The sequence below is a fragment of the Sphingobium cloacae genome, from assembly GCF_002355855.1.
GTDB classification, from domain to species: domain Bacteria; phylum Pseudomonadota; class Alphaproteobacteria; order Sphingomonadales; family Sphingomonadaceae; genus Sphingobium; species Sphingobium cloacae.
The window spans coordinates 3,261,154-3,280,285 of sequence record NZ_AP017655.1; the positions used below are offsets into that span (position 1 = coordinate 3,261,154).

Below are 19,132 nucleotides of genomic sequence, written 5' to 3' on the forward strand. Positions count from 1 at the left end.
CTGGACAAATGCCGCCGCGCCGTCCATCGCCCCCGCCGATGTGCAGCAAGTCATTCAAGGGGAAATGATCGATGGGCAGGCGCAAGCTGGTAGTCGGCAACTGGAAGATGAACGGCCTCAAGGCGCAATTGGGCGAAGTGGAGGCCATCGGCGCTCTGGCCGTGCGCTGTCCGGCGGTGGAGGTGGGCCTGTGCCTTCCCGCCACGCTGATCGCGCCTGCGCGGGCCGTGAACGGCGCGGCCTTCATCGGCGCGCAGGACTGCCACATGAACCAAAGCGGCGCGCATACCGGCTGCCTTTCCGCCGCGATGCTGGCCGAAGCGGGTGCAAGCTGGACCATCGTGGGCCATAGCGAGCGGCGGCAGGATCAGGGCGAAACCGACGCCGATGTCGCCGCCAAGGCTGTCGCGGGAAAGGCAGCGGGCCTCAAGGTCATCCTCTGCGTCGGCGAAAGCCTCGACGTGCGGGACGCGGGCGACGCGGAATCGGTCGTCGCCGCGCAGCTTCTCGCCTCTCTTCCCGAAGGTGCGGCGGCGGACTGGCTCGCCATCGCCTATGAGCCGATCTGGGCCATCGGCACCGGCCGCATTCCCACCATGGAAGCCGTCGAAGCCATGCACCGCGCCCTGCGCGCCGCCCTCACCACGAAGATCGGGGCGCAGGCGGAAGGGATGCGGATCCTCTATGGCGGCTCCATGAACGGCGACAATGCGGCCGAACTCATGGCCATAGCGGATGTCGACGGCGGTCTTGTCGGCGGCGCCAGCCTCACCGCCGAGAAATTCGCGCCGGTGATCGAAGCGGCGGCGGGCCAGGCGGCCTGAGAATCGGGTTGGGCGCTCTCCGGTTGCCCAACCGCCCCATCATCGCTATGTGCGCGACAACGCACCCTTCACCGGACAGAAACGCAACCGCATGTTCACTTTCCTCCTCGTCGTGCAGGCCATCGTCGCCGCCTGCCTCGTCACCGTCATCCTGATGCAGAAGTCGGAGGGCGGCGGTCTGGGTGTCGGCGGTTCGCCGGCGGGGTTCATGTCGGCGCGGGGCGCGGCGGATTTCCTGACGCGTTCGACCACGATCCTGGCAACGGTCTTCGTCGGCCTGTCCATCACGCTGGCGGTGATCGCCTCCGTCCGGCATGCGCCCAGCAGCATCGACACCTCGCTGGTGAAGCAGGCCCCCGCCGCGCAGCAGCAGGCACCGGCCGCCGGAAACACCGCCGATCCGCTCGCGGGCGCGGCCGGTGCGGCCGGCAATGGTGCCTCCTCCAACGGCGCGGTTCCGCTCGCCAACTGATCCTTTCGCCGATCTGACGATCTTTTTTTGCTCGCGCGTGGATTCGCGCGCTTGCCCAACTCGTTCTTAAAAGGCTAAGCCTCCTCTCCCATGGCGCGGTATATTTTCATCACCGGCGGCGTGGTCTCCTCGCTTGGCAAGGGCCTGATGGCCGCTTCGCTTGCAGCCCTGTTGCAGGCGCGAGGTTTCCGTGTGCGAATCCGGAAGTTCGATCCCTATCTCAACGTCGATCCGGGCACGATGAGCCCGTATCAGCATGGCGAGGTCTATGTGACCGACGACGGGGCGGAAACCGACCTCGACCTTGGCCATTATGAGCGGTTTACGGGCGTATCCGCGCGCCAGAGCGACAATGTGACGCAGGGCCGGGTTTATCAGACGATCATCGCCCGCGAACGGCGCGGCGACTATCTGGGCGCGACGGTGCAGGTGATCCCGCACGTCACGGATGAGATCAAGGCGTTCGCCACCGCCGATATCGAAGACCTCGACTTCGTGCTGTGCGAGATCGGCGGCACGGTGGGCGACATCGAATCGCTCCCTTTCATGGAAGCGATTCGCCAGCTCCACAACGATCTGGGCCGCGGCCAGTCGATCTTCGTCCATGTGACGCTGGTTCCCTACATCGCGGCGGCGGGCGAACTGAAGACCAAGCCGACGCAGCACAGCGTCCGCGAACTCACCTCGCTCGGCATCCAGCCCGACATCCTGCTGTGCCGTTGTGAACAGCCGCTGCCCGACAGCGAGCGCAAGAAGATCGCGCTCTTCTGCAACGTCCGCCCGGAAGCGGTCATCCCCGCGCTCGACGCCAGCAGCATCTATGCGGTCCCGACCCAATATCATGCCGAGGGACTGGATGAGGAAGTGCTCCGCGCCTTCGGCATCGACGGCGCGCCGCAGCCCGCGCTCGAACGCTGGCACGACATCATGGACCGCCAGCAGAACCCCGAAGGCGAAGTCACGATCGGCGTGGTCGGCAAATATGTCGGCCTGCCCGATGCCTACAAGTCGCTGCACGAGGCGCTGCATCATGGCGGCCTCGCCAACCGGGTGAAGGTCAACATCAAGTGGCTGGATGCCGAATTGTTCGAGGAGGAGGGCGCGGACATCGCCGCCCGCCTGGAACCCATGCACGGCATCCTCGTTCCCGGCGGCTTCGGCGTGCGCGGCAGCGAAGGCAAGATCGCCAGCGTCAAATTCGCGCGCGAACGAGGGGTGCCCTTCTTCGGCATCTGCCTCGGCATGCAGATGGCTTGCATCGAAGGCGCGCGCAACACGGCGGGCATCGAGAAGGCCTCCACCACCGAATTCGGCGAAACCAGCGAGCCGGTCGTCGGACTCATCACCGAATGGATGAGCAAGGAGGGCCTGCAAAAGCGCACCGCCGAAACCGATCTCGGCGGCACCATGCGCCTGGGCGCCTATCCCGCGAAACTCACGGGCAACAGCGTGGTAGCGGGCATCTACAACGCCACCGACATCAGTGAACGCCACCGCCACCGCTACGAAGTCAATGCGGGCTATCGTGAGCCGCTGGAAAAGGGCGGGCTGATCTTCTCCGGCATGTCGCCCGACGGGACGCTGCCCGAAATCGTCGAGCGGCCCGACCATCCCTGGTTCGTGGGCGTGCAGTTCCACCCGGAACTCAAGTCCAAGCCCTTCGACCCGCACCCCCTCTTCGCGGGCTTTATCGCGGCGGCGGTCAAGCAGAGCCGCTTGGTATGATTTTGCTCGAAGCAGGCAATAATTATTTGCGACGCGGCGCTTCGCGATTCCAACCTACATTCCGCCGAACAACTTTAGCAGAGACACCTGCGATGATGGTGTTTTCCTCGGCAACAGATTTGGCAACCAGCGATCTGGCTGCCACAATAGTGCCATTTGCCAACGTCACACCTTTCAGGATCATGGCATCCTGGCCGATCCAGCAATGATTGCCGATCATAACATCGGCGCCAAAATTGACCACATTACCAGTCGATAAGTCCAATATCTGGTGACCATCAGTCGTACGGATGGTAATGCCATAGGAGAGCATGCAATCTTGGCCGAACGTTACTGTAGTAGATGGCTCTTCTAACTTCAGAGACACCCCCCATGACGAAAAGTCCTTACCAATCTTCAGTCTTCCAAATGCAAAGGTGACGTGGGCGACGACATTTCTGATCGTATATTTTGACGACTCGATTTCGATAGAGCATTCCGTGCCTAGAAAGAATTTGCATCCAATGAGCTTTGCACCTTTGGAGATTCTGACGACCGAATCCTTTCCTCTGAACTCGATCAATGCGCCGGCAATAGAAGCTGCTAACTCTTCGGTTCCGTCACTATTTATTGCAATTATCTTATTGCCATTGTTAGGCATCTGAGCTGGAGCTGGAGCTGGAGCTGGAGCTGGAGCTGTTTCAATGAGGGTTTGGGAAAGCGTTTGTTTACGGCGCAGTCGCAAAGAAATGCGTTTCAAAATATCCATTGATTAGGCAGCCCCAAGATTTCAGCCGTGAGAACCTGCCTCCCAGCATCTAAATAATCAATATTTTCATGAAATTCGTGTAGCACGACCACGAAGCGCGATTGATCAACCCGCAGGCGTTAGCTTCAACAACCGCCCCTGCGATCCCTGCTCGCCATCCTCCAGCAGCCAGAGCGCGCCTTCCGGCCCTTGCTCGACCTCGCGGATGCGCGCGCCCATGTCCCACTGGTCGGCCTTGGCGGCATTCTCGTCGTCCAGCTTCACCCGGATCAGCGCTTGCGCCGAAAGTCCGCCCAGAAACAGCGACCCCTTCCACTCCGGAAACAGATCGCCTGAATAATAGATCAGCCCCGCGGGCGAAATCGAAGGATTCCACCAGACCTTGGGTGCCTCGAACCCGTCATGCGGCTGATGGTCGGGAATGTCGCGCCCGTCATAATGGCTGCCGTTCGACGCCTTGGGATAGCCGTAGTTCATTCCCGGCTTGATGAGGTTCACCTCGTCCCCGCCCTGCGGTCCCATCTCCTGTTCCCAAAGCCGCCCGTCCTTGTCGAAGGCCAGCCCCAGCAGATTGCGGTGCCCATAGGACCACACCGCCGGGTGGAAGCCCTTGTCCGCCAGCGGATTGCCCGCCGCAGGGCTTCCATCGGGATTGAGCCGCAGCACCTTGCCCAAGGTCGCCTTCGGGTCCTGCGCCGGGTCGAATTTCTGCCGCTCGCCATTGGTGAAGAACAGATATTTGCCGTCCGGCGAAAAAGCGATTCGCCCGGAATAATGGCCGTTCCCGTCCACATAGGGCGTCGCACGGAAGATCGTCTTGAAGCCGTTCACCATTGCTTGCGGAGAGCAGGGCGCGCGTACACACTGCACCTGCCTTTCGACCAGTTGTCCCATGCCCAGCGCCACGCCCTTGCCGCCCGCGCCCTGTTCCGACCAGCTGAGATAAACGATCCCGTTCTTCGCGAAATCGGGATGCAGCACCACGTCCATCAGCGCGCCCTGGCCCGCGCTGTCCACGCGCGGCCCGCCGTCGATCCCGACCCGTACCTTGCCGTCCCAGCCCTTCTCCTTGTTGCGCGGATCGAACAGGATCAACTCGCCCGCCTTCTCCGTCACCAGCATCCGGCCGTCCGGCAGGAAGGTCATCGCCCATGGCGCATCGAAATCGGCGACCACCGCGGTTTCGAACGGCTTGCCTGCCTTCTCCGCCCGGTTATGCCCCGTCGCATTGTCGGCGGAACAGGCAAGCAGGACCAGCGGCAGGGCGGCTAAAGAAAAATGGCGCATCATGAGTCTCTCCCTTTGCTTGCCCAACCCGTAGGCAGCCTGCGCGTTCCGCATTGCATTCGGCGGCGTGGAGCTTAGATAGTGCTTGTAATATTATATCGCGAAAAGGAAAGTGGGCGTGAGCAGTGATCCGGTCGTCATAATAGGTTATGCGCGCACGCCGATGGGCGGGTTCCAGGGCGCGCTGTCTTCGCTCAAGGCCACCGACCTTGGCGCCGCGGCCGTCAAGGCGGCGGTCGAGCGGGGGGGCGTCCCCGCCGACGCCATCGACCGCCTCTATATGGGCTGCGTCCTCCCCGCCGGGCTGGGACAGGCGCCCGCGCGGCAGGCCGCGCTGGGGGCGGGCCTTCCCCGCTCGGTCGAGGCCACCACCGTCAACAAGATGTGCGGATCGGGGATGCAGGCCGCGATCATGGCGCATGAGGCGCTTACGGCCGGGACCGCCGACATCATCGTCGCGGGCGGCATGGAGAGCATGACGAACGCCCCATATGCGCTTCCCAAGCACCGCTCCGGCGCGCGCATCGGCCATGACCGCATCATCGACACGATGATGATGGACGGGCTGGAGGACGCCTATGAACCCGGCAAGGCGATGGGCGTCTTCGCCGAGGACGCCGTGCGCGACTATCAGTTCACGCGCGAGGATCAGGACGCCTATGCCATCCGGTCGCTCGAACGCGCCAATGCCGCCATCGCCAGTGGCGCCTTCGCCAAGGAAATTACCCCCGTCACCGTCAAGGGCAGGGGCGGCGAGACGGCTGTCGACACCGACGAACAGCCCGGCAAGGCCAAGCCCGACAAGATTCCCTCCCTGAAACCCGCTTTCGTGAAGGACGGAACCATCACCGCCGCCAATGCTTCCTCCATCTCGGACGGGGCGGCGGCTCTGGTGATGACGCGCCGGAGCGTCGCGGAAAAGCTCGGCCTTCCTATCGTCGCGAAGGTCGTCGCCACCGCGGCTCACGCCCATGAGCCGTCGCAATTCACCACCGCGCCCGTGCCAGCCATGCGCAAGGCGCTGGAGAAGGCGGGCTGGTCGGTGGCCGATGTCGACCTGTTCGAAGTCAACGAAGCCTTCGCCGTCGTCGCGATGATCGCCGCGAAGGAACTCGCCATCCCGCCCGAAAAGCTCAATGTTCATGGGGGCGCGACCGCGCTCGGCCATCCCATCGGCGCCAGCGGCGCGCGCATCCTGGCCACCCTGATCGCCGCGCTCCAGGGGCAGGGCGGCAAGCGCGGCCTGGCGTCTCTCTGCATTGGTGGCGGCGAGGCGACCGCGATGGCAATCGAACTGGCGTAGCGGGAGGGACCGGCCGGGCGGGTGCCTTTTACCCGAAGGGCATCATTTCCCGCTGCGGCTGGTCCACCAAAGTCCCATGATGCTGATCGCGGCGGCCGCCGTCATGTAAAGGCCGACCCATTCCACCCCGCGCACCGCGATCAGCCATGTCGCGACGATGGGCGCCAGCGCCCCGCCGATGATGCCGCCGAGGTTGAAGGAGAAGGACGCGCCCGTATAGCGCAACTGCACCGGGAACAGCGCGGGCAGATAGGCGCCCAGCGGTCCATAAACGAAGCCCATCATGAAAAGCGCCAGGCTGAGGATCAGGAAGATCGGCAGCAATTCCCCCGTCGCCATCGCCGGGCCAAAGGCGATTCCCATCAGGATCGTGCCGAAACAGCCCGCGACAAGGACGCGCGTCGGGCTGCTCTTGTCGGCCCACCATCCGGCCAGGACGATGCTCGAAGCCATGAACATGATCGCGCCCAGCTGCACCGCCAGAAAGGTTTCGCGATCGATCTTCAGCATGGTGGTGCCATATCCCAGCGCGAAAGCGGTGGTGATGTAATAGATGGCGAAGCAGGCCACGACCGCGAAAGTGCCCGCGACCGCCGATCCCAGATGGTTCTGGAACAGCGTGGCGAGCGGCACGGCGGGCGGCGGCGCTTCGGCCTGTGCCGCGGCGAACTCAGGCGTTTCGGTGAGCTTCAGCCGCACCCACAGGCCCAGGAGCACGAGCACCGCGCTGCCCAGGAAAGGCAGGCGCCATCCCCATGCGAAGAAATCCTCGTCACTCAGCCACAGGCCCAGCAGCAGGAACAGCCCGTTGGCGGCGATGAAGCCGACCGGCGCGCCCAGTTGCGGGAACATGCCGAAGCGCGCGCGCCATCCGGGCGGGGCGTTCTCCACCGCCAGCAGCGCCGCGCCGCCCCATTCGCCGCCCAGCCCCAGCCCCTGCCCGAAACGCAGGATGCACAGGATCAGCGGCGCCCACCATCCGATCGTCTGGTAGGTGGGCAGAAACCCGATGGCGAGCGTCGATCCTCCCATCAGCATCAGCGATATGACCAGCGTGGCCTTGCGCCCGATCCGGTCCCCATAATGGCCGAAGATCGCCGCGCCCAAGGGCCGCGCGAAGAAGGCGAGCGCCAGACTGCCATAGGAGGCCATCAACTGCGCCGTGGGCGAGGAGGCGGGGAAGAAGAGCGCCGGAAAGATCAGGCTGGCGGCCGTGGCGTAGATATAGAAGTCGTAAAATTCGACCGCCGTGCCGATCAGGCTGGCCCCCAGCACCCGCCGTTGGCGCCAGATCGCGCCCATCCCGCCTTCACCGTCCATCTTCTTCCCCCCGCCTTCTCTATCTTTTCCGCTTCTGGTTCAGCAGTTCATAGGCCATCACCGCGCAGGCGACCGCGGCGTTCAGGCTGTCCGCCTTGCCCAGCATCGGCATCTTCACCAGCAGGTCGCATTCCGCCTCATAGCTCTCCGGCAGGCCCTGCGCCTCATTGCCGACCAGCAGGAAGGAAGGGCTTTGATAGCACAGTTCCTGATAATCCTGCGTGGCCTTGAGGCTGGTGCCGATCAGTTCGCCGGGGCCGGAGCGCAGCCACGCCATGAACTCGCCCCAGCGCGCCTGCGTGATCGATTGGGTGAAGAGCGCGCCCATGCTCGCCCGCACCGATTCGACGGAGAAGGGGTCGACGCAATCGTCGATCAGGATCAGGCCGCCCGCGCCCACCGCGTCGCCCGTCCGCAGGATGGTGCCCAGATTGCCCGGATCGCGCAGCGACTGCGCGACGATCCAGATGTCGGCCTTGCTCCGGTCGAGCTTCGCCAGCGGCACCAGCCGGTCGCGATAGACGCCGACGACGGCCTGCGGATTGTCCTTGCCCGAAATCTTGGAGAGGATGTCCGGCGTGGTTTCGATGACGTCGCCGCCCGCCGCCTCCATCGCCGCGATCAGGTCCACGGCCAGCGGATGCGCGGACCCGGCATGGAACAGCATGTCCGGCAGCACGCCTTCCTCGCGCGCTTCGGTCAGGATACGCAGCCCTTCGGCCAGGAACAGTCCTTCGGCCTTGCGGAACTTCTTTTCGCGCAGGGATCGGACGCGCTTGACCAGAGGGTTGGAAAATCCGGTAATCTCGCGTGCCACGCCGTGTGGGTTCCTCAAAAGCGATGAAGCCGCCTCTCTATAGGCGTGGCCCGGAAAAGGGTAGGGGCTCTATTCTTCCCCGAACTTGTCCTCCACCAGCGTGACGAGCTGGATCAACGCATCCTGCGCTTCGGGGCCCGCGGCGCTGATGGTGATCGAATCGCCCATCGCCGCGCCCAGCATCATCAGCCCCATGATCGACGTGCCGGTGACTTCATTGCCGTCCTTCCTGACGGTGATCTGCGCGGGAAGGCCGCTGGCCAGGGTGACGAACTTGGCGCTGGCGCGGGCATGAAGGCCGCGCTTGTTGCTGATCCGGACTTCCTGGCTGATTTCGTTCATGTAGTGCTACCCAATAGTTCCGACGCGACGCTGATATATTTCTGGCCCGCCTCCCGCGCGGCGGCCACGGCGGACCTGACGTCCATCACCTTGCGCGCGCTTTCCAGGCGGATGAGCATGGGCAGGTTGATGCCCGCGATCACCTCGATCTCGCCCGCGCGCAGCAGCGATATGGCAAGGTTGGACGGCGTGCCCCCGAACAGGTCCGTCAGCAGGATCACGCCCGAACCATCGTTCACGCGCTCGACCGCGGCGGTGATGTCCGCGCGGCGCAATTCCATGTCGTCCTCCGGCCCGATGCAGATCGTCTCGATCTGCTGCTGCGGCCCGACGACATGCTCCATCGCCACAACGAATTCCGTCGCGAGCGCCCCATGGGTGACAAGTACGAGTCCAATCATCTGCTCTAACGGCCCACCTGTTTCATGATTGTGCTTTCGGGCCTCCCGGTCTGCGCTTCTCCAGGGCGTCCTGGGGCGCTGATTCCATGTTTCTGTGGCTGACCGTGGGCGAAAAGCCCGCGTCTTGCAAGTATCTGGCGACGCGCTCGGCCACGTGCACCGACCGGTGCCGTCCGCCGGTGCAGCCGAAAGCGACCGTGATGTAGCTTTTCCCGCCCTCCGCATAGCGGGGCAGCAGAGTGGCCAGCAGTTCCTCGATCCGCCGGATGCTGTCCTCATAGGCCGGGTCCTGCGCGATATAGGCGGCGACCTCCGCGTCCTGCCCGGTCCTGGGCCGCAGCGCGTCCTCCCAATGCGGGTTGCGCAGATAGCGCATGTCGAACATCAGGTCGGCATTGCGGGGCACGCCGCGCGAAAAGCCGAAGGACAGGATCGTCAGCACCGGATCGGACAGCCGCTCGCGCGCATAGCGGTTGCGGATTTCCTGTTGCAGCGCATTGCTGCTGAACGTGGTCGTATCGATGACCTGCGCGGCCCAGCGGCGCAGCGGCGCGGTCAGCTCCCGCTCGCGCGCGATGCCGTCGGCGGCGGGCCGGTCGAGCGCCAGGGGATGCCGCCGCCGCGTTTCGGCGAAGCGCCGCTCCAGTTCGCTGCCCGAACAGTCGAGGAACAGCGTCTCGACATCGTGGCCATGTTTTTCGCGCAGCGCCTTGATCCGGCGGACGATGGCATTGGCGTCGAACCCCCGGGTGCGCGCGTCGATGCCGATGGCGAGCGGGCGCTCGTCCGCCTCGCTGTGCCCGGCCGCCAGCGGAGTGTCCAGCAGCCGGTCGAGCAGGACCAGCGGCAGATTGTCCACCACTTCCCAGCCCATGTCCTCCAGCGTCTTGAGCGCGGTCGTCTTGCCCGCGCCGGAAAGCCCGGACACCAGCAATATCGTCTTGGGCGCAGGCGTCTCCGTCATGCCCGGCCCATCGCTTTCAGCGCCAGTTCGACCTTGACCGGCGCGGACGCTTCCAGCGCCGCGATGTGCACCAGCGGAATGTCGATGCCCGCGAGCCGGCGGCTTTCGCCCTCGACCGGAAGCCGTTCCGTCCCCTCGCCCAGATGCGCGATCAGCGCGACCGGCGCGCCGTCCCGATGCGGCATGTCGACCACGCCGATGCCGCGCACCTCCATCCTGCCCGCGATGGTGGCGGGCGCGCTGGCGATCAGCCGCCCGCCTTCCGCCGTCAGGATCGTGTAATCGTCGCTCACCAGCACCGCTCCCCGATCGATCAGGCGCAGCGCCAGATCCGATTTCCCCGCGCCGCTCGGCCCCTGAAGCAGCACGGCGCGCCCGCCGATGGCGACGCTTGTCGCATGCAATGTCTGAGAAGCCGCGCCCGTCATGATCCGCCCTCTTCTAGCCCCGGTCGCACGGGGAAGATATGGGGGAAAGCGCCGGGACCATAAATACTGTTCCGGTGGGGGACGAAACCCTATTCCGACACCAATCCGGGGTCGCGCTCGACCGCCATGGGCAGGCGCACGATGAAGCGGGCGCCGCTCTGTTCGTCCTCGCGGTCGGCGATGCTGACCTTGCCCTGATGTCCCTCCACGATGGAGCGGGCGATGGCGAGGCCGAGGCCGGAATGCTTCCCGAACGCCTCGCTTTCGGGCCGCACGCTGTGGAAGCGGCGGAAGACATGCTCGCGCTCCGATTCCGGGACGCCCGGCCCTTCATCCTCGACGCTGACCAGCACTTCATTGTCGGCCACCGTGGCGATGATCTGCACCAGCCCGCCGTCGGGCGAGAAGGATACGGCATTGTCGATCAGATTGTCGAGCACGCGGATCAGCCGCTGCTCCTCGCCCAGCACCACCGCCACATCCTTGCGCGGACGGGCGAAGGCGAGGCGGACGCCCCTCGGCACGCCGCGCGCCTCGCGGGCGATCACCATCTTTTCGATGAGCAGGCCCAGGTCGATCGGCTCGAAACGGGTGCGCGAAAGCTGCGCATCGATACGGGAAGCCTCGGCGATGTCGGTCACCAGCCGGTCCAGCCGCCGCACATCCTCCTTGCAGATGTCCATGAGCTGCGTTCGCAAATCGGGCTGCTCCACCCGGTCCAGCGCATCCAGCGCTGATCGCAACGAGGCGATGGGGTTCTTGAGTTCATGACTGACATCGGCGGCGAAGGCGTCGGTGGCGTCGATCCGCTGGCGCAGCGCATGGCTCATGTCGGAAAGGGCGCGGGCCAGCATCCCGATCTCGTCCCGCCGTTCGGGCAGGCGCGGCACCGTCACCTCGCGCGCGCGGCCCAGCCGGACGCGCACGGCGGCGCGCGCGAGGCTCTGGATCGGCTGCGCGATGGTCCGGGCGAGGAACAGCGACAGCAGCACCGAAGCCAGCACGGCCGCCGCCAGCACGATCCCCAGCCGCAGCCGCTCCGCCCGGACGATGCGGGTGATGTCGCGGGCGTTTTCGGTGGACAGCAGGCTGGTGCCGTCCTTCATCTTCACGGCGGCGGAGATCATGAACGTCCGGTCGGGCGCATAGCGGTTGGCGGCTTGCGGCCTGCCGGTCTTGTCCGCCAGCATGATTTCCGGCCATGCCTGCGCGCGGTCAACGGCGGGTTCCTCGAAATTGGGCGGCCGGTCCGCGAAGACGACGCGATCCATCATCTTGTCCAGGAAGCGCGCGACATGCCGTTTCAACTCCTCTTCGGACGGCAGGCGCAGGCGGTAACGCGGCGCGTCCAGTGTGAAGCTGTCCGCGATCAGCCGCCCGTCCGGCGCATAGCGGCGCACCCGGTCGTCCGTCTGCCGTGCATAGGCGGCGACCAGCTTGTCATGCAGTTCCGGCGGCGCGTTCTCCAGCCCTATGGCGAGCAGCTTGAGTTCGCGCGCCGACTGTTCCAGCCGGTCGTCGACGATCCGCGTGCGATAGCTGTCGAGATAGAAAAAACCGCCCGCCAGCAGGGCCAGCGCGAATACGTTCACCGCCAGGATGCGCAGCGTCAGGCTGATGCGGCCCGACCAGCGCACGGCGAGCGGCGCGTCATTCCTCGGAGAATCGGTATCCGGCGCCATATAATGTGTCGATCGCGTTGAAATCGGAATCCACCTCGCGGAACTTGCGGCGCAGCCGCTTGATATGGCTGTCGATGGTGCGGTCGTCGACATAGACATCGTCCTGATAGGCCGCGTCCATCAACTGATTGCGGTTCTTGACCACGCCGGGCCGCTGGGCAAGCGTTTCGAGGATCAGGAATTCCGTGACGGTCAGCGTCACGTCCTTGCCGTCCCATTTCACCCGATGGCGGGCCGGGTCCATCTCCAGCCGTCCGCGCACGATGGGTTCCACCACCGGGTCGTCGGGCGCCGCGGGCGTGCGGCTGACCTCCGCGCGGCGCAGGATCGCCCGGATGCGCGCGATCAGCAGCCGCTGGGAAAAGGGCTTGGCGATATAATCGTCCGCTCCCATGGCGAGGCCGAGCGCCTCGTCCAGTTCGTCCGCCTTGGACGTGAGGAAGATGACCGGCATGTGGCTTTTCTCGCGCAGCCGCCGCAACAGTTCGAGACCGTCCATGCGCGGCATCTTGATGTCGAACACCGCCAGATCCGCCGGATTGTCGAGCAGGGCCTTGAGCGCGACATCCGGGTCCGCATAGACGCGCGTCACGAAGCCTTCGGCCTGGAGCGCGATGGACACGGACGTCAGGATATTCTTGTCATCATCCACAAGGGCGATGGTGGCTGTCATGCATCATCCCGCCATGGTGCAAAGGGCAATGGAAGCAATCGTTAGACGATGGCTGCTCCTCCCGCAAGGAAGTCGCATCTCCGCTTATTATGCGGTCCGACCGTCGATTTTCGGGATAAGCTCAGCCTTTCGGGGATTTGACGGCACCTGTTCGACCGCCTAATGCCGATTCCATCCACCGCGAAGGACGTTCCCCGGCCATGGACCGGCACGCCTGAGAGGAGAGGATTGGCCGCCTCCCAGGATGACGGCGGCATGGACTATTATTCAGGAGCAAAGGCGTGCAGGCCAAATCCGCTATCACCCTCGACCGGCAGGGCATCTCAACCAACGCGACCCAGTTCTGGAACCTCGGCACCGCGCCGTTGGTGGAGGCCGCCATCCGCAATGGCGAGGGCCTATTGTCGAAGGACGGCCCGCTGGTCGTCAAGACCGGCAAGCACACCGGCCGCAGCGCGAACGACAAGTTCATCGTCAGGGACGCGGAAACCGAAAACACCGTCTGGTGGGGCAAGACCAACGTCCCCATGACGCCGGAGCATTTCGCCGCGCTGAAGGAAGACTTCTTCAAGGCGCTGGGCCAGAAGGACACGCTCTATGTCGCTGACCTCTATGGCGGTTCGCAGCCTGAGCATCGCGTCAATGTCCGCGTCATCAACGAACGCGCCTGGCACAACCTGTTCATCCGCACCCTGCTGGTCCGCCCGCAGCCGGAGGAACTGGCCGGGTTCGAGCCGGAATACACCATCATCGACCTGCCGACCTTCCGCGCAGACCCGGCCCGCCATGGCTGCCGCGGCGAAACCGTGATCGCGGTCAACTTCACCGAAAAGCTGATCCTGATCGGCGGCACATCCTATGCGGGCGAAATGAAGAAGTCGGTCTTCGGCATCCTCAATTACCTGCTGCCCGTGAAGGGCGTGATGCCGATGCACTGTTCCGCCAATATCGGCCCCAATGGCGACACCGCCGTCTTCTTCGGCCTGTCGGGCACCGGCAAGACAACCCTCTCCGCCGACGCCAGCCGCACCCTCATCGGCGATGACGAACATGGCTGGTCGGATACCGCCGTCTTCAATTTCGAGGGCGGCTGCTATGCCAAGATGATCAACCTGTCGGCCGAAGCCGAACCGGAAATCTACGCCACCACCAAGCGTTTCGGCACGGTGCTGGAAAATGTCGTGATCGACGAGGAAACGCGCGTCATCGACCTCGACGACAACAGCCTCGCGGAAAACAGCCGCGGCTCCTATCCCATCGACTTCATCCCCAATGCGTCGAAGGACAATCTGGGCCCGGTGCCCAAGAACATCATCTTCCTGACCGCCGATGCCTATGGCGTCCTGCCGCCGATCGCGCGGCTGACCCCGGATCAGGCGATGTATCACTTCCTGTCCGGCTACACCGCGCGCGTCGCGGGGACCGAAATCGGCGTGACGGAACCCTCCGCCACCTTCTCGACCTGCTTCGGCGCGCCCTTCATGCCGCGCCATCCTTCGGTCTACGGCAATCTGCTGAAGGAACGGATCAACAAGGGCGGCGTCACCTGCTGGCTGGTCAACACCGGCTGGACGGGCGGCAAATATGGCGTGGGCAAGCGCATGCCGATCAAGGTCACGCGCGCATTGCTCAACGCCGCGCTCGACGGCAGTCTCAACAATGTCGAGTTCCGCATCGACCCGAATTTCGGCTTCGAAGTGCCCGTCGCCGTGCCGGGCGTGGAAACCGCGATCCTCGATCCGCGCGAAACCTGGGACGACAAGGCGGCTTATGACGAAACGGCGGGCAAGCTGGTCAAGCAGTTCGTCGATAATTTCGCCCAGTTCGAGGATCATGTGGACGCGTCCGTTCGCGGCGCCGCGCTGACCGCCGCCGTCTGACGCGCTGGTTCTTTGGAAGAGCCGGGGAGGGGGGCGCCCCTCCCCGGCTCTTTTGCTTTCTGTGGCCGCGCGCAACTGCTAATCTGGGTTGCATCAAATCGAGGGAGTCGCCGCATGGGCATGTTTGATGATCTTCTGGGAAATATGGGCGGGCTGGAAGCGGTCGCGGCGAAAATCGGCGTGTCGCCCGAACAGATGCAGGCGCTGATGACCGAGATCGGCGGCAAGATCGGCGGCGGCGAAACCAGCGTGTCCGCGCTGGCCGAAACGGCGGCGGAGCATGGCGTGTCGGCCGACAAGCTGCAGGATCTGCTCAGCCATTTCGGCGGGCCCGAAGCCATTCTGGGCAAGCTGGGCGGCATGTTCGACCGGGATGGCGACGGCAATCCGCTCAATGAACTGGGCAGCATCGCCAAGGGCCTTTTCGGATAAGACGGCAAGGGGGGAGGGCATGTTTCCCGCGCCCCCTTTTCCCCAGCTTTCGGGCCGACAAGTTTTTTTGGCCTTGCCATCGGTGCTGACAAGCGCCATTTCGGCGCATCATTATTGCGAACGATATGCAACTAGCGCCGTCCGGGCACTGGCTTCTCGCATGAATTGGCAAGGATAAAGGTCTTGAGCGAAGTGACGATCGAAAAGCCGGTGCTGGAACCGACGGGCGCGCTGAGCGTGGAAACGGTGCTGTCGGTGCGCCACTGGAACGAACATCTTTTCAGTTTCCGCATCACGCGGCCCGCCAGCTTCCGCTTCCGGTCGGGCGAGTTCGTGATGATCGGCTTGCAGGGCGACAATGGCAAGCCGCTGCTGCGCGCCTACTCGGTCGCCAGCCCGTCCTGGGACGAGGAGATCGAGTTCCTGTCGATCAAGGTGCAGGACGGCCCGCTGACTTCCAAACTCCAGCTGATCCAGCCGGGCGACCAGATCTATCTTGGCCGCAAGCCGACGGGCACGCTCGTCACCGACGCGCTGCTGCCGGGCAAGCGGTTGTTCATGCTCTCGACCGGCACGGGCCTTGCGCCTTTCCTCAGCCTGTCGCGCGACCCGGATGTCTATGAATTTTATGATGAGGTCGTGATCGTCCATTCGGTGCGCCGCGTCAGCGACCTGGCCTTCTACGACGAATTGACCGGCAAATGGCCGGAAGACCCGCTGGTCGCCGAACAGGCGGGGCGGCAGTTCCACTATGTGCCGACCGTCACGCGCGAACCCTTCCGCAACAATGTCCGCATCGACGCCCTGATCGAGAATGGCAAGCTGTTCGAAGGCATTTCCGGTGCGCCGAAGTTCGACCCGGAAACCGACCGGGTCATGATGTGCGGCAGCATGGAGATGATCAAGCAGTTCGGCGCCTGGTTCGAGGAGAATGGCTTTGCCGAAGGCTCCAACGCCGCGCCCGGCGCCTATGTGATCGAGCGCGCTTTCGTCGGCTGATCGCGGGCGACACGTCATGTCAGGAAAGGGCTGCCCTGCGCGGCCCTTTTTTGGCTATGGTCTGCCGGTGGGCGTGCTGAATGACGGTTGAGGCAAGGTTGGGTTTCCTCCACTCAATCCGAAACCCATCGCCTATCCAACCAACCCCGCGCCCAGCAGAAGCAAGAGCTTCACGTCCAGCGCATAGCCTTGCTCCCGCCATGCACCGATCTGCGCCGTCAGTCTGGCGAGCGGCACGCGATGGACGTGGATGTCCTCCCCATCGACGCCGCCGCCATTTCCTGTTCTTTGCAGGTCGTGCGCCCGGAACAGCGTGAAGCTCTCCGACACCATGCCGGGCGAGCTGTAAAATTCCCCCAGCGATTCCATCCGGCCCGCGCCATAGCCAGTCTCTTCCTCCAGTTCGCGCATGGCGGCGTCGGCGGCGTCTTCATCCACCGCTCCGTCGCCGACGAGGCCGGCGGGCAGCTCGATGCACCGCCTGCCCAGCGGGACGCGGAACTGATCCACCAGAATGACGTGGCGGCCCTCCGCATCCTCGTCGATGGCGAGGATGACGGCCGCCCTGATGTTCCGCGCCCGGCTGACATATTCCCACCGCCCGCGCTTCTTCGCGGTGATGAAGCGGCCGGCCCACATCGTCTCTTCGGCCGTCGCCATATCCTGTTCGCTCATAATTCGATCAGCCTGTCGGGCAGTTCATTGGGATTGTCCGCGCTCTGGGGGAAATGGGCGGCGAGCACCGCGCCCACCTGCGTCACCGCCGCGGCCATGCCCTCGCCGGGACGCCCGTCGCGCACCGCGTCGATTATCGCGGCCATGGCCGCGCCCCATGTTTCGGTGGCCACTCTTTCATTGATGGCGCTGTCCGCGACGATTTCCGCCCTATGCTCGTCCAGAGAGAGATAGATGAGGACGCCCGTGCGCCCCTTCGTCCGGCCCTGGGCTACGGCGCGGAACAGCGCCATGGCCCGTCGGTGGACGCGCCGCGTCTTGGTCGCCGCGGGCGTCAGCGCCATCCGCAGCGGCATCCACGCCAGTGCATAGCGGACGGCGAGGAATATCAGGATCAGCAGGCCCAGCAGCACCGTCAGCATCTGCCAGTCGGGCAGTTCATGGTCCCAACTTCCCAGCAGCCATGAACCGAAGGCGCGCAGACGGGCGGGAAAGGCGGCCGCCAGCGACAGGCCCAGAAAAGTCGCGCCGATGGCCCAATGCAGCCCCGCGTCATGATAGGCGTCGGACCGGCGCGCGACGATGGTGACGATCTCGCCATCGGTGTCCCGCTCCGCCTCCGCCACGGCTGCGGTCACGCGGTCATGGTCGGCTTCGCTCAGGTGAAGGCGCATCACCATCCCCCCGACGCGCCGCCGCCGCCGAAGCTGCCGCCGCCGCCCGAAAAGCCGCCTCCGCCACCCCAGCCGCCGCCACCGCCCCAGCCGGAGCCGCTGTCATGCCAGCTATGATCGGAAGGGCCCCAGAGGATCACCGGCCCCGCGCCGCCCCGATAGCGGCGACCGCCCTTGCTCCGTCCGGCGATCATCGCGGCGAAGACGATGACGAGCACGACGATCCAGAAGATCGCCATCACCGTGCCGCCATCGCCGCCGCTCTGCCGCTCCTGCGCCGCCGCGGCCTGCGCGCGGGCTTGCGCTTCTTCGGGGGGCAGGGCGAGCAGCGTGCCGATCTCCTCCGCGCCCGCCGCGATGCCGCCCGCCATGTCGCCGGCCTTGAAGCGCGGCGTGATCGTGTTGCGGATGATCTGGGAGGAAAGGGCGTCGGTCAACAGGCCCTCCAGCCCATAGCCCACCTCTATGCGGACGCGGCGCTCATTGGGCGCGACGATCAGCAGCGCGCCGTCATTCTTCTCCTTGTCGCCGATCCCCCATTCCCGGCCCAACCGATAGCCGAAGTCGGAAATGTCATAGCCCTGAAGGTCCGGGATGGTCGCGACCACCACCTGCCGCCCGCTCTGCTGCTCCAGCGCGGCGAGCCGCTGGTCGAGCGCCTGTTCCTGCGCGGGAGCGAGCAGCCCGGCCTCATCCACCACCCGGCCGGTCAGCTTGGGGAAAGTCTGCGCCTGGGCTACCGGCGCGAAAACCGGAACGCCCGCCGCTGGCGCGAACGCCAGCAACATCAGGATCAGGAGAAGACGGCGGAGCATCGTTGGATCAGTTGCCGAAATCGACCTTCGGCGCTTCTTCCGCGCCCGGCGTCGTCGCCTGGAACGGCGTCATGGGCTTGGCGCCATGGATCAGCTTTGCGCCGATCGCGTCCGGGAAGGTGCGGATGCGCGTATTATAGGCGCGCACGGCCTCATTATAGTCGCGGATCGCCACGGCGATGCGGTTTTCGGTCCCCTCCAGTTGCGATTGCAGGTCGAGGAAATTCTGGTTGGTCTTGAGGTCGGGATAGGCTTCGACCGTGGCGAGCAGGCGGCCAAGGCCCTGCGACAATTGCGCCTGTGCCTGCTGGAACTGCTGCACCTTGGCGGGATCGGACAGGTCGTTGGCGCTGACCTGGACGGAGGTCGCCTTGGCGCGGGCTTCCGTCACGCGGACCAGCGTGTCCTGCTCCTGCTTGCCCGCGGCCTTCACCGTGGCGACGAGGTTGCCGACCAGGTTCGACCGGCGCTGATATTGCGCCTGCACGTCGGCCCATTTGGCCTTGGCGACTTCCTCGGCGGCGGGAACGCTGTTGATCCCGCAGGCCGACAGCGCAAGCGCGCCCAGCACGGGCAGGAAAATGGCACGAAGGCGGGAGAAGCTAGGCATGGAATATCCTCTGCTCATGTTTCGTCCGTTGAAATAGGCGGTTGTCCCATCGCGCGCAACG

21 protein-coding genes are annotated in these 19,132 nt (G+C 64.9%); 7 read left to right on the forward strand and 14 right to left on the reverse strand.

Going from position 1 to position 19,132, the window contains the following annotated elements; all coding sequences use genetic code 11:
* Positions 1–71: 71 nt before the first annotated feature.
* The 3 genes from tpiA to SCLO_RS15985 all read left to right on the forward strand — a co-directional run bounded on the left by tpiA (position 72) and on the right by SCLO_RS15985 (position 3,021).
* Positions 72–824, forward strand: coding sequence for a triose-phosphate isomerase (tpiA, locus tag SCLO_RS15975; protein ID WP_066519418.1), 753 nt, complete (start codon positions 72–74; stop codon positions 822–824).
* A 91-nt stretch (positions 825–915) separates the two neighbouring features.
* Entirely contained in the window at positions 916–1,296 is a 381-nt protein-coding gene (gene secG / locus SCLO_RS15980) for a preprotein translocase subunit SecG (protein ID WP_066519478.1), read from the forward strand.
* A 90-nt stretch (positions 1,297–1,386) separates the two neighbouring features.
* Entirely contained in the window at positions 1,387–3,021 is a 1,635-nt protein-coding gene (locus SCLO_RS15985) for a CTP synthase (RefSeq protein ID WP_066519416.1), read from the forward strand.
* 22 nt (positions 3,022–3,043) lie between these two features.
* Here SCLO_RS15985 and SCLO_RS15990 read toward each other — a convergent pair whose 3' ends face one another.
* The gene (locus SCLO_RS15990) at positions 3,044–3,769 is read right to left on the reverse strand and encodes an acyltransferase (RefSeq protein WP_083949135.1); all 726 of its coding nucleotides are present in this window, start codon (positions 3,767–3,769) and stop codon (positions 3,044–3,046) included.
* A gap of 105 nt (positions 3,770–3,874) precedes the next feature.
* Positions 3,875–5,056, reverse strand: coding sequence for a PQQ-dependent sugar dehydrogenase (locus tag SCLO_RS15995; RefSeq protein ID WP_066519476.1), 1,182 nt, complete (start codon positions 5,054–5,056; stop codon positions 3,875–3,877).
* A 118-nt stretch (positions 5,057–5,174) separates the two neighbouring features.
* On the opposite strand from SCLO_RS15995, the gene SCLO_RS16000 reads away from it, so the two are divergent.
* A complete protein-coding gene (locus tag SCLO_RS16000) occupies positions 5,175–6,359 on the forward strand; it encodes a thiolase family protein (RefSeq protein ID WP_096362174.1) in 1,185 nt (394 codons plus the stop codon).
* A 42-nt stretch (positions 6,360–6,401) separates the two neighbouring features.
* On the opposite strand, the gene SCLO_RS16005 is transcribed toward SCLO_RS16000, so the two are convergent.
* The 8 genes from SCLO_RS16005 to SCLO_RS16040 form a co-directional block, all read right to left on the reverse strand.
* Positions 6,402–7,679, reverse strand: coding sequence for an MFS transporter (locus tag SCLO_RS16005; RefSeq protein ID WP_066519414.1), 1,278 nt, complete (start codon positions 7,677–7,679; stop codon positions 6,402–6,404).
* A 19-nt stretch (positions 7,680–7,698) separates the two neighbouring features.
* The gene (locus SCLO_RS16010) at positions 7,699–8,496 is read right to left on the reverse strand and encodes a TrmH family RNA methyltransferase (protein WP_066519412.1); all 798 of its coding nucleotides are present in this window, start codon (positions 8,494–8,496) and stop codon (positions 7,699–7,701) included.
* Positions 8,497–8,565: 69 nt separating this feature from the next.
* Positions 8,566–8,838, reverse strand: coding sequence for an HPr family phosphocarrier protein (locus SCLO_RS16015; protein WP_066519407.1), 273 nt, complete (start codon positions 8,836–8,838; stop codon positions 8,566–8,568).
* Positions 8,835–9,239 carry a PTS sugar transporter subunit IIA gene (locus SCLO_RS16020; RefSeq protein ID WP_066519405.1) on the reverse strand — a complete coding sequence of 135 codons (405 nt, stop codon included), beginning with the start codon at positions 9,237–9,239 and terminating at the stop codon, positions 8,835–8,837. Before SCLO_RS16020 ends, SCLO_RS16015 begins: the two co-directional genes overlap by 4 nt.
* A gap of 22 nt (positions 9,240–9,261) precedes the next feature.
* Positions 9,262–10,203 carry an RNase adapter RapZ gene (rapZ, locus tag SCLO_RS16025; RefSeq protein WP_066519404.1) on the reverse strand — a complete coding sequence of 314 codons (942 nt, stop codon included), beginning with the start codon at positions 10,201–10,203 and terminating at the stop codon, positions 9,262–9,264.
* Entirely contained in the window at positions 10,200–10,634 is a 435-nt protein-coding gene (locus SCLO_RS16030; RefSeq protein WP_066519401.1) for an HPr kinase/phosphorylase, read from the reverse strand. Before SCLO_RS16030 ends, rapZ begins: the two co-directional genes overlap by 4 nt.
* Before the next feature lie 86 nt (positions 10,635–10,720).
* Positions 10,721–12,313, reverse strand: a complete 1,593-nt coding sequence (locus SCLO_RS16035; RefSeq protein ID WP_066519398.1) for a sensor histidine kinase — start codon at positions 12,311–12,313, stop codon at positions 10,721–10,723.
* On the reverse strand, positions 12,282–12,986 hold the full coding sequence (locus tag SCLO_RS16040) for a response regulator transcription factor (protein WP_066519396.1): 705 nt from the start codon (positions 12,984–12,986) through the stop codon (positions 12,282–12,284). The genes SCLO_RS16035 and SCLO_RS16040 overlap by 32 nt, the downstream gene beginning before the upstream one ends.
* A gap of 281 nt (positions 12,987–13,267) precedes the next feature.
* Here SCLO_RS16040 and SCLO_RS16045 point away from each other — a divergent pair, with 281 nt between their 5' ends.
* The 3 genes from SCLO_RS16045 (at position 13,268) to SCLO_RS16055 (ending at position 16,297) form a co-directional block, all read left to right on the forward strand.
* Complete coding sequence (locus tag SCLO_RS16045; RefSeq protein ID WP_066519394.1) at positions 13,268–14,866, forward strand: phosphoenolpyruvate carboxykinase; 1,599 nt, start codon at positions 13,268–13,270, stop codon at positions 14,864–14,866.
* A 114-nt stretch (positions 14,867–14,980) separates the two neighbouring features.
* On the forward strand, positions 14,981–15,298 hold the full coding sequence (locus tag SCLO_RS16050; protein WP_066519390.1) for a hypothetical protein: 318 nt from the start codon (positions 14,981–14,983) through the stop codon (positions 15,296–15,298).
* A gap of 183 nt (positions 15,299–15,481) precedes the next feature.
* Complete coding sequence (locus tag SCLO_RS16055) at positions 15,482–16,297, forward strand: ferredoxin--NADP reductase (RefSeq protein ID WP_066519388.1); 816 nt, start codon at positions 15,482–15,484, stop codon at positions 16,295–16,297.
* 132 nt (positions 16,298–16,429) lie between these two features.
* On the opposite strand, the gene SCLO_RS16060 is transcribed toward SCLO_RS16055, so the two are convergent.
* Genes SCLO_RS16060 through SCLO_RS16075 form a run of 4 tightly spaced genes read right to left on the reverse strand, consistent with a single transcriptional unit; the run spans position 16,430 to position 19,071 of the window.
* Positions 16,430–16,972 (reverse strand): NUDIX hydrolase, encoded by a 543-nt coding sequence (locus SCLO_RS16060; protein WP_066519386.1) that lies wholly within the window; start codon positions 16,970–16,972, stop codon positions 16,430–16,432.
* Complete coding sequence (locus SCLO_RS16065) at positions 16,969–17,646, reverse strand: TPM domain-containing protein (RefSeq protein WP_066519383.1); 678 nt, start codon at positions 17,644–17,646, stop codon at positions 16,969–16,971. The genes SCLO_RS16060 and SCLO_RS16065 overlap by 4 nt, the downstream gene beginning before the upstream one ends.
* Positions 17,646–18,461, reverse strand: coding sequence for a TPM domain-containing protein (locus SCLO_RS16070; RefSeq protein WP_066519382.1), 816 nt, complete (start codon positions 18,459–18,461; stop codon positions 17,646–17,648). The genes SCLO_RS16065 and SCLO_RS16070 overlap by 1 nt, the downstream gene beginning before the upstream one ends.
* 7 nt (positions 18,462–18,468) lie before the next feature.
* The gene (locus SCLO_RS16075; RefSeq protein ID WP_066519467.1) at positions 18,469–19,071 is read right to left on the reverse strand and encodes a LemA family protein; all 603 of its coding nucleotides are present in this window, start codon (positions 19,069–19,071) and stop codon (positions 18,469–18,471) included.
* Positions 19,072–19,132: the final 61 nt, after the last annotated feature.